Origin of the sequence: Streptomyces venetus, assembly GCF_039540295.1 — a bacterium.
In the GTDB taxonomy this organism is placed as follows: domain Bacteria; phylum Actinomycetota; class Actinomycetes; order Streptomycetales; family Streptomycetaceae; genus Streptomyces; species Streptomyces venetus.
The window spans coordinates 664,583-677,083 of the sequence record NZ_BAABET010000003.1 but is presented as its reverse complement, the minus strand read 5'-3'; the positions used below and the strand labels follow the sequence as shown (position 1 = coordinate 677,083).

Here is a 12,501-nt window from a genome sequence, read left to right as displayed (position 1 = left end):
ATCGATCAGTCCACGTCGCACGACGCGACCGCTCACCGGACACCGACACATTCGCTCACTTGCGGACAAGTCCCAGCTCAGAGTCCTCGCGGAGCTTGCCCAGCGCGCGGGAGACGGCCGACTTCACGGTGCCCACCGAGACGCCGAGCACCTCGGCCGTCTGGACCTCACTGAGGTCCTCGTAGTACCTGAGGACCACCATCGCCCGCTGCCGGGCGGGCAGCCGCATGATCGCCCGCCACATCGCGTCGCGCAGCGCCTGCTGCTCGGCCGGGTCGTCGGCGCCGGCCAGCGGCTCCGGCTCGGGCAGCTCGTCGCAGGCGAACTCGTCGACCTTGCGCTTGCGCCACTGCGAGGTCCGCGTGTTCAGCAGCGCCCGGCGCACATAGCCGTCGAGGGCGCGGTGGTCCTCGATGCGCTCCCAGGCGACGTAGGTCTTGGTGAGCGCGGTCTGCAACAGGTCCTCGGCGTCGCTCTGGTTGCCGGTGAGCGAGCGGGCGGTACGCAGCAGCACCGGCTGGCGGGCCTTGACGTACGACGAGAACGACGGGTAGGGAAGGGTCTGCGCCGCTGGTGCAGCGGCCTTCGACGCGCTGGTGCAGACGAGTGTGGTCATGGCTCAACGCTATGAGCGGCGCCGCCACCTGCGGATCGGCCGCAGGTCCCGAAGCGGGGTCCCCCTCAGGTTGTAGGGGTAGGGGTTACCGCACCTCCTGAAGGTGGAGCGGCGGGCCCGGGGTACTGCGGGTTCACCCCTGCGGGTCGGCCGTCAGTACGAGACCCGACGTCGGCACGCCCGTCCCCGCCGTCACCAGGACCCGCCGCGCCCCCGGTATCCGGTTCACCGCCGTGCCCCTGATCTGCCGGACGGCCTCCGCCACCCCGTTCATCCCGTGCAGGTACGCCTCCCCCAGCTGCCCGCCGTGCGTGTTGAGCGGCAGGCGCCCCTCGGCCACGAAGTCCGCCGCCTCGCCGGGGCCGCAGAAGCCGAACTCCTCCAGCTGCATCAGCACGAACGGGGTGAAGTGGTCGTAGAGGATCCCCACGTCGATGTCGGCGGGCGCGAGCCCCGAGGTGCGCCACAGCTGCCGGGCCACGACCGCGCTCTCGGGCAGGCCGGTCAGGTCGTCCCGGTAGAAGCTGGTCATCTGCTCCTGCGCGCGGCCCGCGCCCTGGGCGGCCGCCGCGATCACGGCGGGCGGGTGGGGCAGGTCGCGGGCCCGCTCGGCGGAGGTGACGACGAGCGCCTGGCCGCCGTCCGTCTCCTGGCAGCAGTCCAGCAGCCGCAGCGGCTCCACGATCCAGCGGGACGCGGCGTGGTCGGCCAGGGTGATGGGCCTGCCGTGGAAGTACGCCGCCGGGTTGGTCGCCGCGTACCCGCGGTCGACGACGGCCACGTGCCCGAACGCCTCCGGCGTCAGCCCGTAGGTGTGGAGGTACCGCTGGGCCGCCATCGCCACCCACGAGGCCGGGGTGAGCAGGCCGAACGGCAGCGGCCAGCCGAGTGCCGCGCCCTCCGCCGACGGCTCCCGGTGCCGCACCCCGGAGCCGAAGCGGCGGCCCGAGCGCTCGTTGAAGGCCCGGTAGCAGACGACGACGTCCGCGACGCCCGCGGCGATCGCCAGGGCCGCCTGCTGGACGGTGGCGCAGGCCGCGCCACCGCCGTAGTGGATCCGGGAGAAGAAGGAGAGCTCGCCGATGCCGGCCGCCTGGGCCACGGTGATCTCGGGGCTGGTGTCCATGGTGAACGTGACCATGCCGTCCACGTCGGCGGGGGCGAGTCCGGCGTCGTCCAGGGCCGCGCGCACCGCCTCGACGGCCAGGCGCAGTTCGCTGCGGCCCGAGTCCTTGGAGAACTCGGTGGCCCCGATGCCGGCGATGGCCGCCCGGCCGCCGAGGGTGTCGCGCCGGCGCAGACTCATACCGGGCCTCCTGAGGGCACGGTGACCGTCACCGTCCCGGTGACATGCTTGCCGATGCCGTTCGCGCCGACGACCCGGACCGTCGCCGTGTCGCCGTCGACCTCCTCGACCGTGCCGGTCAGCACCAGCGTGTCGCCGGGGTGGTTGGGGGCGCCGAGCCGGATGGCCACCCGGCGCAGCACCGCCCGCGGACCGAAGTGGTCGGTGATGTACCGGCCGACCAGGCCGTTGGTGGTCAGGATGTTCATGAAGATGTCGGGGGAGCCCTTCTGCCGGGCGAGCTCCGGGTCGTGGTGGACGTCCTGGTAGTCACGGGAGGCGATCGCCCCGGCGACGATCAGCGTGCGGGTGACGGGGATCTCCAGGGGTGGGAGGCGGTCACCGGCGTTCATTCCGGCACCCCCTCGAACACCGGCAGCACCAGCTCCTCGTCGTACCGCCGGAACTCCAGCCGCACGGGCATGCCGATCCTGACCTTGTCGTACGGCACCCCGACCACGTTGCTGACGATCCGCACGCCCTCCGCGAGCTCGATCAGCCCGACGGCGTAGGGCGGATCGAAGGCGGGGAAGGGCGGGTGGTGCATGACGACGTACGAGCAGACCGTGCCCTCGCCGCTCGCCGCCACGGTGTCCCACTGCGCGGAGCCGCAGCTGTTGCAGCCCGGCAGCCAGGGGAAACGCAGGGTGTGGCAGTCGGTGCAGCGCTGGATCAGCAGCTCGTGGCGGGTCACGCCCTCCCAGAAGCCGGCGTTGTCGCGGTTGATGACCGGCCGGGGGCGGCGTTCCCCCGGCCGGCCCGGCCGGCGTGCGGGGGCGTACTTGAGGATGCGGAAGCGGTGGGTGCCGGCGAGTTCGCCGCCCGCCCGGACGTCGGTGCGGGTGGTGACGAAGTAGCCCGCGCCCAGCTTCGTGGTCTTGCGCCGCGACACCGACTCGATGACCGAGTCGAAGGTGATCGCGTCCCCGGGGCGCAGGGGGCGGAGGTACTCCTGCTCGCAGTCGGTGGCGACGACCGCGTGGTGGCCCGACTCGTCGAGCAGGCGCAGCAGTTCGTCGTAGGCCGCGGCGCGTTCCGGGCGGCCGGTGAGGCCTGCCATGGTCCACGCCTGGAGCATCGTGGGCGGAGCGATGGCGTCCGGTCCGGTGTACGCCGGGTTGGTGTCGCCCATGGCCTCGCACCAGTGCCTGATCATCGGCTCGTTGACGGGGTCCCGGCCGACCCCGGTGGCGGCGGCGGGCCGGCCCTCGTAGGTCTTCAGCCGCGCCTCGAACTCCTCGTGGACCTCCGGCTCACCACTCACGGTTTCTGACTGTCCGTCAGATCTGTGCCCCCGTCAAGACATCGAGTCCCTCAGACGCGAAAACGCCTGTGCGGCGGTACCGGAGTACCGCCGCCCAGACGCTTGTCACCCCACGAAGCACACCCCCACGGAAGGCGGGCCGATGCCGGTGCACCGGCCCGCTCAGCTCACCACCACAGCGGGGTGAAGTTGACGGCGGTGTCGTCGTTGTCCTGGTAGACGACCGCGAACTCCGAGCCGTTGACCTGGGCGGTGTTGCTCTGGTTCGAGGCACCCTCGCCGACCGCCTGCTGGTTGGTGGTGGCCACCGTGCCGAAGTTGTCGCCGCCGACGCCGCTGCCGAGGACACCCGACTCGGCCTCCGTCACGGACGCGATCGATCCGTTGTCCGCGATGGCGCCGTTGTCCGCCGCCGCGACACCGGTGAAGAGGGCGGCTGCGAGCGGAAGGGCGGAGACGGCCGCGAGGACGCGGGCGGTACGGATGCTTGCCATGTGTTGTCCCTCCAGGACTACGGATCACGATCAAGTACTGCTGTCACCAGGGAAGTTGGCCGGCCGCCCTGGTCCGTCGCTCGACGTCGCGAGTCCAGAGTTGCCCACCGGACCCCCGGCGAACCACACGGAAGCCGCTATTCGCACGCAAGCGTGATGACAAGTCGATAAACCCCTTCACGACACTTCCGTACCCGACCGGGACACAAGGGGTGGTTCACATCCAAGTGCCGCAAGGGACGAAGCGTTCCAGCACTTTTCCCCTGAAACCCTCCCGCCCGGCGCGTCACACCCGTTCCCTCTTTCTTTTTTCGAACGTACGTACGAAAATGGAGTCATGGCCACCACCGACCGGCAGGCCACGACGCTGGCCCTCGCACACGCCCTGTCAGCCGCCGAACGCGGACTGGCCGTCATCCCCCTGTCCCGCACCAAGCTCCCGGCACTGCGCTCCCCGCACCGCGACGACCCCGTCCCCGCCCCCTGCCACGGCGAGTGCGGCCGCCTCGGCCACGGGGTCCACGACGCCTCCAGCGACCCCGACCGCATCCGCGAACTGTTCGCCGCCGCACCCTGGGCGACCGGGTACGGCATCGCCTGCGGACTGCCCCCGCACCATCTGATCGGCGTCGACCTGGACGTGAAGACCGGCACGGACGCCTCGGCCGCCCTGCGCGAGCTGGCCCTGCGGCACCTGTTCACCATCCCGCCGACCGTGGTCGTCGTGACCCCGTCCGGCGGACGGCACCTCTGGCTGAGCGGCCCGCCCGAGGTGGTCGTCCCCAACTCGGCGGGCCGGCTCGCCCCCGGCATCGACATCCGGGGCGCCGGCGGCTACCTCGTCGGGCCCGGCTCCCGCACCGGCCGGGGCGTGTACGCCGCGGCCCCGGGAACCGCCCACCTGGCCCCCGCCCCCTGCCCCCGCTCCCTCCTGCGCCTGCTGGTCCCGCCGCCCCGCGCCCACCACTCCGTGCCCCCATCGACGGGCGGACACGGCCAGGGCCTGATCCAGTTCGTCCTCGCCGCGCACGAGGGCCAGCGCAACACCCGGCTGTTCTGGGCGGCCTGCCGGGCCTACGAGGACGGCATCGGCCCCACCCTGGTGGACGCCCTGGTCGACGCCGCGATCGACACCGGCCTGTCCGCACGCGAGGCCCGGGCGACGATCGCGTCGGCGGCACGGATGACGGGCCACCGGCCGTGACCGCCGCGGGGCGGCCCGGCCCCTGAAGGAACAACCGGCCAGGACGGGAACCTCCGACGAGCAGGGCCGGGAAACCGCCCGCGAACACCGAAAGACCCCGATGCCACACCGCCTCAAGGCGCCGGCCCTGGCGCTCGCCCGCCTCGTCCTGGCCTCCGGCCGCTCGGTGGACCTCGCCGACCTGCGGTTCTCGTCCACGTACGGCGACCTGCCGGCGGGCTATCCCTGCAAACCGGTCAACGACCTGCGGATCCGTGGTCTGCTGCGCGCCGCCGAGCGGGACCGTCCCGGCACACCCGTCCACCTCGTGCCACCGCCGCGCGAGTACCCCGACCAGTACGCGGGCGGCCTCGGCCCCGTCGAGGTCCTGCCCGCCGTGGCCTGCCTCGGACTGTTCCACTCCACGGCCCTCGACCCGGTCCACGACCCGGTGCTGTACCGCTCGCGGCTCGCGGTCCTCTGGTTCCAGCCCACACCCCGCCTGCCGTCCGGCTGCGACGCGGAGCCCGGGCTGCGGGACCTCGACTGGACGGGACTGGCCCGGGACGCGCGGGTGCTTGCGTAGGGTCGGGCGATGAGCGTTTCGCGCACGGAACTGCTGCGCTGGCAGTTCGAGTTGACCTGGTCCCTGTTCGAGTACCACCTGGAGCGGGTGGAGCCGGCGGACTTCCTCTGGGAGCCCGCCCCGCACTGCTGGACGATGCGCGAAGGGCCCGACGGCACCTGGGTGCCGGACTGGGCCGAGACCGAACCCGACCCGGTGCCCGTGCCCACCCTCGCCTGGGTGAGCTGGCACATCGGCTGGTGGTGGAGCGTCGCCCTGGACCACGCTCAGGGGCGTCCGCCCCGCGACCGCACGGACGTCCTGTGGCCCGGCGAGGGCGAGCCGACCGTCCAGTGGCTGCGGGGCCTGCGCACCGAGTGGCTGGCGGTCCTGGACGGCCTCACCGACACCGGCCTGGACGCCACGGCACCGTTCCCGTGGCCGGACGACCCCCAGTACACGGTCGCGCACATGGCGGCCTGGGTGAACGCCGAGCTGATGAAGAACGCCAGCGAGATCGGCCAACTACGGCTGTTGCGGGCCGCGTCGGTCCCTCAGTCCGGCGTGCAGCGGTAGACCCTCGACGGGCGAGCCCGGAAACCGAGCCGCTCGTAGAGGCGGTTCGGGCCATACGGCACCACGCGCGCCCCGGGCCATACGACACCCCCGCGCGCCCCGGGCCCTGCGGCGCCTCCGTGCGGCGGGGCAGCGGGCGGCGTGCCATCGTGGTGGCATGACCGTCGACGTGCGTCCGGCCGCGGACTTCGCGGACGTCCGCGCCGTGCTCGGGCCGAAGTCGCCCGGGGCGCATGTCTGCTGGTGTCTGAGCCACCGGATTCCCTCCCGGCTCAACAACGAGCTGCGCGGACCGGCCCGCGGCGAGTACGTCGCCGAGCTGTGCCGTGCGGACCCCGCCCCGGGCGTGCTCGCCTACGACGGTGACGAACCGGTCGGCTGGGCCGCCGTCGCGCCGCGCTCGGACACCTCGTACGCCCGCAACCGCAAGATCCCGCACGTCGACGACCTGCCCGTCTGGTCCCTGTGGTGCGTCCGGGTACGCCCCGGTCACCGGAAGCAGGGCATCTCGCACGCGTTGATCGCGGGAGCGGTCGAGTTCGCCCGCGCCCACGGCGCACCGGCCGTCGAGGCCTACCCGCTGGACAACGGCGACGCCAAGGTCGACCTGACGATGGCCTACGCCGGTCTCCGGAAGAACTTCGAACGCGCCGGCTTCACCTTCGCGGCGTCGACCACCTCGGTCCTGGCCGGCCATCCCCGGATCCTGATGCGCCTCGATCTGCGATGAGAAAAACCCGACCGCTGGCGACGGGGGATGCACCAGCGGTCGGGCTATGGCCAAGGGTAACAAGCGCTTGCGCGGGGAACCTCGACACTCCGTCAGTATCGGCGATGTTGTGACTCGTATCACTCAACTGGCCTGCCAGAACGCCCTGTTGGGCGAGCCGGTTCCGTCAGGCGTCGCACGGCGGGTCGTACGAGAGCCGGGACAGGTACTCGTTCCAGGTGTCCTGCGTCAGAACGCCCCGGGTCATCGAGCAGATGCGCGCCACCGCCCGGTCGACGTCCAGGTCCCAGAGCCGGATCGTGTCGGTGCCGCTCGACACCCCGAGCAGGCGGCTGTTCGGGCTGAACGCCAGGAAGCCACCGCTCTTGGCGTCGGGGCTCATCGACTGGCCGATCGCGGTGGCCCTGGCGGGATCGGAGACGTTCCAGAGCCGGACGGTGCCGTCGTTGCCGCCGCTGGCCAGGGTGCGGCCGTCCCGGTTGAACGTCAGTGACACCACCGCTTCCGTGTGGCCCTTGAGGCTCGCGGTGCCGGAGGCCTTCGCGGGGTCCGTGATGTCCCAGAGGCGGACCGAGTTGTCGTCGCCGCCGCTGGCCAGCGTGTGGCCGTCGGGGCTGTAGGCGAGGGTGTTGACCGCGCCGAGGTGGCCCTTCAGAGGTGCGCCGAGCAGGTCGGCACGGCCGGGGTCGGCCACGTTCCACAGGCGGACGGTGCCGTCCGCGCTGCCGCTGGCCAGCGTGCGGCCGTCCGGGCTGAAGACGAGAGAGTTGACGTATCCCTTGTGACCGCTGAGGGGGCCGCCGAGCCGGCGGGGGCGGGACGGGTCGGCCACGTTCCACAGCTGGATGGTGCGGTCGTCGTAGGTGGTCGCCAGGACCTTCCCGTCCGGGCTGTAGGCCACCGCGTCGGCGAACCGGAAGCGCAGGGCGACGGGCGTCCCGTACCGCACGGGGTGCTCCGGATCGTCGAGGTTCCACAGCTGCACGGCCCGGCCGCCGGTCACCACCACGAGGGTGCGGCCGTCCGCGGAGAACGCCAGGGAACGCACGTCTCCCTTCCCCGGCCGGAACGGTTCGCCCATCGGCACGGGCCGCCTGGGCGTACGCACGTCCCACAGCCGGATCCGTTCGTCACGCCCCGCCGTCGCGAGGACCCGCCCGTCCGGCCGGAAGACTCCTATCCGGCCGGTCATGTCCGACGTCGGCAGCGACCACAGGCGGACCGTGTTGTCGCCCGCGCCGGTGGCGAGGGTGCGTCCGTCGGGGCTGAAGCCCAGCGCGTACATCTCGCCGCTGCTTCCGGCCAGGGGGCCGCCGACCTGCGACGCGTGCTCCGGGTCGCCGACCTTCCACAGGCTCGCGGTGCTGTCCGCGCTGGCGGCGGCGAGCCTGCTCCCGTCGGGGCTGAAGGCCACGGACCACACCGCGCCGGTGTGGCCGGTGAGGGGTGCCCCGACCGGTGCCGGGTGACGTGGGTCGGCCGTCTTCCAGAGCCGGATGGTGTTGTCGGCGCTGCCGCTGGCGAGCGTACGGCCGTCCGGGCTGAAGGCCACCGAGTGCACCGTGGCGCTGTGGCCGGTCAGCGGCGCACCGGCCCGTACGGGGTGCCGGGGGTCGGTCACGTCCCACAGTCGGATCGTGCCGTCGTCGCCACCGGCCGCCAGGGTCCGGCCGTCCGGGCTGAACGCCACGGAGCGCACGGCGGTGGTGTGCCCGGTCAGGGGCTCGCCGAGCGCGCGGGGGCGGGACGGGTCGGCCACGTCCCACAGCCGCACGGTGTGGTCGTCGCCGACGGAGGCCAGCGTGCGTCCGTCCGGGCTGAAGGCGATCAGGTAGATCGTGCCGTCATGGCCGGTCAGCGACCGGGCGAGCCGCCGCGGATGGCCGGGGTCGGTCACGTCCCACAGCCGGATCGTGCCGTCGTCGCCCGCGCTGGCGAGCGTACGGCCGTCCGGGCTGAAGACCGCGCTGCTCACCCAGCTGGTGTGACCGGTGAGCGGCTTGCCCAGGGGCTTCGGGCGCCGCGGATCGGCCACGTTCCACAGGCGTACGGTCCGGTCGTAGCTGGCGGTGGCCAGGGTCCGGCCGTCCGGGCTGAACGTCGTGAGGTAGACGGCGCCCGTGTGCCCGACCAGCGGTGTGGCCAGCGGGGCGTTCACGATGGAGATCAGGCGGCTGTTCGCGCCCTCGTCGTCCGACCGGAGCCGGTGCGCCACGAGGTCGAGCTGCGCGGACAGCGACGGGTCCGTGGACCGGAGGCGATCGGCCTGGGCGAGCACCTGTTGAAAGACGGCCTCGTCGCGCTGCTTCCAGGCGACCACGGCCGACCCGACGGCCAGGATCGCCAGGGCGACCAGCGCCGCGACCGCGCCCCGGCTGATCCAGATGATGCGCCGGCGCAGCCTGACCGACGCGGCCAGGAACTCCACCGCGCTGCGGGTCAGGAACGTGTCCCCGGCCGACTTCGCCCACCCGTGGGCCTGTTCCAGCCGGGAGCCCCGGTAGAGCAGGGACGTGTCGCGGTCCGACTCCTCCCAGGCCCTGCCGTCCTCCTCCAGGCGCTGGCGCAGGAGGTTGCCCTGCCTGTCCTCGTCGATCCAGTCGCGCAGGCGCGGCCAGGCGTGCAGCAGCGCCTCGTGGGTGATCTCCACGGTCTCCGCGTCCAGCGTCACCAGACGGGCGCGGACCAGCGCCTCCAGGGACTCCTCGGTCTTCCCCGGGTCGGTGGCCTCCGCCGCCAGCTGGCGGCGGGTGCCGCGCCTGCGGGTGGCCTGGGTGTCCTCGCCCAGCCGGACCAGCCGGAGCAGGAGCAGCCGGGCCGCCGTGCGCGCCGCCGGGTCGAGGCCGGACCAGGCCCGCTCGGCGGTCGCCGCGACGGCGCCCTGGATGCCGCCGGCCGCGCGGTAGCCGGCGAGCGTCAGCCGGCCGGCCTTCCTGCGCTGCCAGGTGGCGAGCAGGGCGTGCGAGAGCAGCGGCAGCACCCCCGCGTTGTGCGCTCCGCGCGGGCCGTCGGCACTGACCTCCCGGACGATCAGCTCCGCCAGGCCGGGCTCCAGCTCCAGGCCGACGGCCTTGGCCGGGCCGGTGACGGCCTCGCGCAGCTCCGCGGTGGTCAGCGGCCCGAGCACCATGTGCCGGTGCTGAAGCGCGTCGGCCAGTTCGGGGTACCTCAGGCACTGCTCGTAGAAGTCGGCCCGGATGCCGAGCACCACGACCGCCGGAGCCGGGTCATCGGGCCCGGCCGGTGAGCACACGGCGTGCAGCACCTCGACGAAGGCACGCCGCTCCGCCTCGTCCGGGCAGAGGGTGAACATCTCCTCGAACTGATCGACGATGAGCACCGGCCGCCCACCGGAGCCCACCTCCCTCCCCGCCCAGACGGAGACAGCGCGGCGGGCCGCTTCTGGGGTGAGGGCGAGGGTGAGGGCGTGGGCAGAGCCGGGTGCCGGGGTGGCGGAGCCTGCCGGGGTGGCGGAGCCGGGTGCCGGGGTGGCGGAGCCGAAGGCCCGGGTGGGGGCGGAGCCGGACTCGGAGGTGGAAGCAGCACCGGATTCGGGGGCGGGTGCGGCGTCCGAGTCCCGGGCGGGTGCGGCGTCCGAGTCACGGGCGGGTGCGGCGTCCGAGTCACGGGCGGGTGCAGCGTCCAAGTACCGGGCAGGTGCAGCGCCCGAGTCCTGGACGGGGGCCCCGCCGGGCTCCTCGGCGGAGGCACCACCGAGTCCCCCGGCGGGGGCAGCGTCTGGCCCCGGAGTGGAGGCGCGACCCGGTCCCGGGGTGGAGGCTTCACCGAAACCCCGGCCGGAGGCGGCACCGGGCCTCGGACCGGAAGCAGCACCGAAACCCCGGCCGGAGGCGGCACCAGACCCTGGGCCGGAGGCGGCACCACCCCCCGGACCGGAAACAGCACCAGACCCCGCAGCGGGATCACCCGGTGGGTCCGCAGCAGTTGGGGCGGAGTCGAGCCCGTCCGGATCCGGGGCGTCGGCAGGCCGCTCGCCGGCCCCTCGGGGCCCCGGTTCCGCCGCGGGGGAGCCGTCCGGGCGCTCCCCCCGCGGTCCCTCCGTGGCCGAGCCGCCCGCTTTTCCCCCTCCCCTTCCGGCCATGGCCGAGACGACAGGCCCGAGTTCGGGTATGCACCGGGCCAGCTCCGCCAGCGGATCACTGCCCGGTACGAGCTGCACGACCTTCCTCGCCGGGCCCTTCGCGGCACCGTCGTCTCCGCCCAGGGCGCCGTCCCGCAGCGCGGGCACCAGTCCGGCGTTCAGCAGCGAGGACTTCCCCGCCCCCGACGCGCCTACGAGCATGACCAGACCACCCGTGTCCGCCACGGCCCGGAGCTGGGCCACGAGCGCGTCCGTGCTCCGCTCCCGGCCGAAGAACCAGTTGGCGTCCTCCCGGCGGTAGGAGGCCAACCCCCGGTACGGGCACACCCCGCCGGGCGCGGACGGGGCGTCACCCGAGGGCCCCTCCTCCGCGGGGGAGGCCGCGCCACGCTCCCCGACCGGGTCGGCCACCGCGCTCTCCCACAGCCGCTGCCACTGCGCGAGGTCGTACAGCCCCGAGGACACCGGAATGGGCCGCGCGCGGCGCGCTTCGGGTATCAGCACGTGCAGCACCGCCGCGAGGGCGGTGAACTGAGCGGGCACGTTCCGGGCCCGCCGCCAGTCGCTGATGCGCTGGGCGGACACCCGCACGGGACGCCCGCGTTCGTCGATCCGCTGTAGCCGGACGACCGATTCGGACACCCGTTTGAGTGGAGGATTACCGGCTTCCTTGTACAGCAGCGCGAGGCGTTCCGCGAAGGCGGTGCGTGCCCCCGAGTCGGAGCCCAAGGTCTCCACTCCCTAACTTCCCCCGCCTGGACGTCCGGACCGGAAAACTCACTCTATACGCCTGACCTGCGGCGATGGCGTACGACCGGAACCGGAAACTCCTCGTCGGGTGCCGTAACTGGCAGGATCCCGACCCAGCAGCGCATCCATCCGGTCGGCCTCCATCGGAGGCGGACGACGGTAGCTCCACCGTTCGGTACCGGTCCCCACGAGGGGAGGGACCGGTGCCGGACGACGTGGTGATCCTCCCCTGGACGGCGTTTTCCAACCCTGGATAACTGACGAGCCGTCAGCTATGGTCGCTCCGCCGTGTCCCGGCCCGGCCCGCCTTACCGCTTCCGGAGCGACGTACAGACGACGTACGGACGACGTACAGACGTACAGGGGTGAGCGCAGTGGAGAAACGTCCCGAGAGCCCGCGACCGCAGGGCACCCCACGCTGGGTGGCGATGGTCCACCGCCCGGCCGACGGCTCCTGGCGGACGGCCGCGGAGTCGCCCCACCGCTCGCCCGTGCTGTACGCGCTCGGCGAGATGGCCCACACTCTGCGCGCGCGTGGGGAGGACGTGACCTTCGCCCTGTGGGGCCCGAAAGACGGCGAGTGGCACCTCCACGACACCCCGCAGCGGCCGGCCACGGCACCTCGGCCGAGCACGGACGCCGCCCCCACGGGCGAACCGGCCGGCCTGACCGAGCGCATGACGGGCCGTCGCCACCAGGTCCTGATGGCCGGACTGACCAAGGCGGGCCTCTACGAGCTCACCCCCGAGGACGAGACGACCGTCCAGACACTCGTGCAACGGCTTGACGAGTCCACCGTCCGCCACCTCGCCCACTGGCTCGCCACGGCCGGCACCCGCTGAAACGGACCGGTTTCGACGCCTGAACTCACCGAGC

The 12,501-nt window shown here is 73.1% G+C and carries 11 protein-coding genes; 5 read left to right on the top strand and 6 right to left on the bottom strand.

Translation table 11 applies throughout. The features are described from left to right. Nucleotides 1–55 precede the first annotated feature (55 nt). From ABEA82_RS12930 to ABEA82_RS12910, 5 genes are all read right to left on the bottom strand, one after another. Complete coding sequence (locus ABEA82_RS12930) at nucleotides 56–616, bottom strand: SigE family RNA polymerase sigma factor (protein ID WP_345661556.1); 561 nt, start codon at nucleotides 614–616, stop codon at nucleotides 56–58. Between the two features lie 133 nt (nucleotides 617–749). Beyond that, entirely contained in the window at nucleotides 750–1,922 is a 1,173-nt protein-coding gene (locus ABEA82_RS12925; protein WP_345661555.1) for a lipid-transfer protein, read from the bottom strand. Further along, on the bottom strand, nucleotides 1,919–2,314 hold the full coding sequence (locus tag ABEA82_RS12920) for a MaoC family dehydratase (RefSeq protein WP_345661554.1): 396 nt from the start codon (nucleotides 2,312–2,314) through the stop codon (nucleotides 1,919–1,921). Before ABEA82_RS12920 ends, ABEA82_RS12925 begins: the two co-directional genes overlap by 4 nt. After that, complete coding sequence (locus tag ABEA82_RS12915; protein ID WP_345661553.1) at nucleotides 2,311–3,225, bottom strand: bifunctional MaoC family dehydratase N-terminal/OB-fold nucleic acid binding domain-containing protein; 915 nt, start codon at nucleotides 3,223–3,225, stop codon at nucleotides 2,311–2,313. Before ABEA82_RS12915 ends, ABEA82_RS12920 begins: the two co-directional genes overlap by 4 nt. Before the next feature lie 167 nt (nucleotides 3,226–3,392). Then, a complete protein-coding gene (locus ABEA82_RS12910; RefSeq protein WP_345661552.1) occupies nucleotides 3,393–3,719 on the bottom strand; it encodes a hypothetical protein in 327 nt (108 codons plus the stop codon). Nucleotides 3,720–4,056: 337 nt separating this feature from the next. Here ABEA82_RS12910 and ABEA82_RS12905 point away from each other — a divergent pair, with 337 nt between their 5' ends. The 4 genes from ABEA82_RS12905 to ABEA82_RS12890 all read left to right on the top strand — a co-directional run bounded on the left by ABEA82_RS12905 (nucleotide 4,057) and on the right by ABEA82_RS12890 (nucleotide 6,773). Then, a complete protein-coding gene (locus ABEA82_RS12905) occupies nucleotides 4,057–4,923 on the top strand; it encodes a bifunctional DNA primase/polymerase (RefSeq protein WP_345661551.1) in 867 nt (288 codons plus the stop codon). A 100-nt stretch (nucleotides 4,924–5,023) separates the two neighbouring features. Then, complete coding sequence (locus tag ABEA82_RS12900) at nucleotides 5,024–5,488, top strand: hypothetical protein (RefSeq protein WP_345661550.1); 465 nt, start codon at nucleotides 5,024–5,026, stop codon at nucleotides 5,486–5,488. Nucleotides 5,489–5,497: 9 nt separating this feature from the next. After that, nucleotides 5,498–6,043: a DinB family protein gene (locus ABEA82_RS12895; protein WP_345661549.1), complete on the top strand. Its 546-nt coding sequence runs from the start codon at nucleotides 5,498–5,500 to the stop codon at nucleotides 6,041–6,043. 157 nt (nucleotides 6,044–6,200) lie between these two features. Beyond that, nucleotides 6,201–6,773 carry a GNAT family N-acetyltransferase gene (locus ABEA82_RS12890; RefSeq protein ID WP_345661548.1) on the top strand — a complete coding sequence of 191 codons (573 nt, stop codon included), beginning with the start codon at nucleotides 6,201–6,203 and terminating at the stop codon, nucleotides 6,771–6,773. 166 nt (nucleotides 6,774–6,939) lie between these two features. Here ABEA82_RS12890 and ABEA82_RS12885 read toward each other — a convergent pair whose 3' ends face one another. Beyond that, nucleotides 6,940–11,613: an nSTAND1 domain-containing NTPase gene (locus ABEA82_RS12885; protein ID WP_345661547.1), complete on the bottom strand. Its 4,674-nt coding sequence runs from the start codon at nucleotides 11,611–11,613 to the stop codon at nucleotides 6,940–6,942. Between the two features lie 386 nt (nucleotides 11,614–11,999). Here ABEA82_RS12885 and ABEA82_RS12880 point away from each other — a divergent pair, with 386 nt between their 5' ends. Beyond that, nucleotides 12,000–12,467 (top strand): hypothetical protein, encoded by a 468-nt coding sequence (locus ABEA82_RS12880; protein ID WP_345661546.1) that lies wholly within the window; start codon nucleotides 12,000–12,002, stop codon nucleotides 12,465–12,467. Nucleotides 12,468–12,501: the final 34 nt, after the last annotated feature.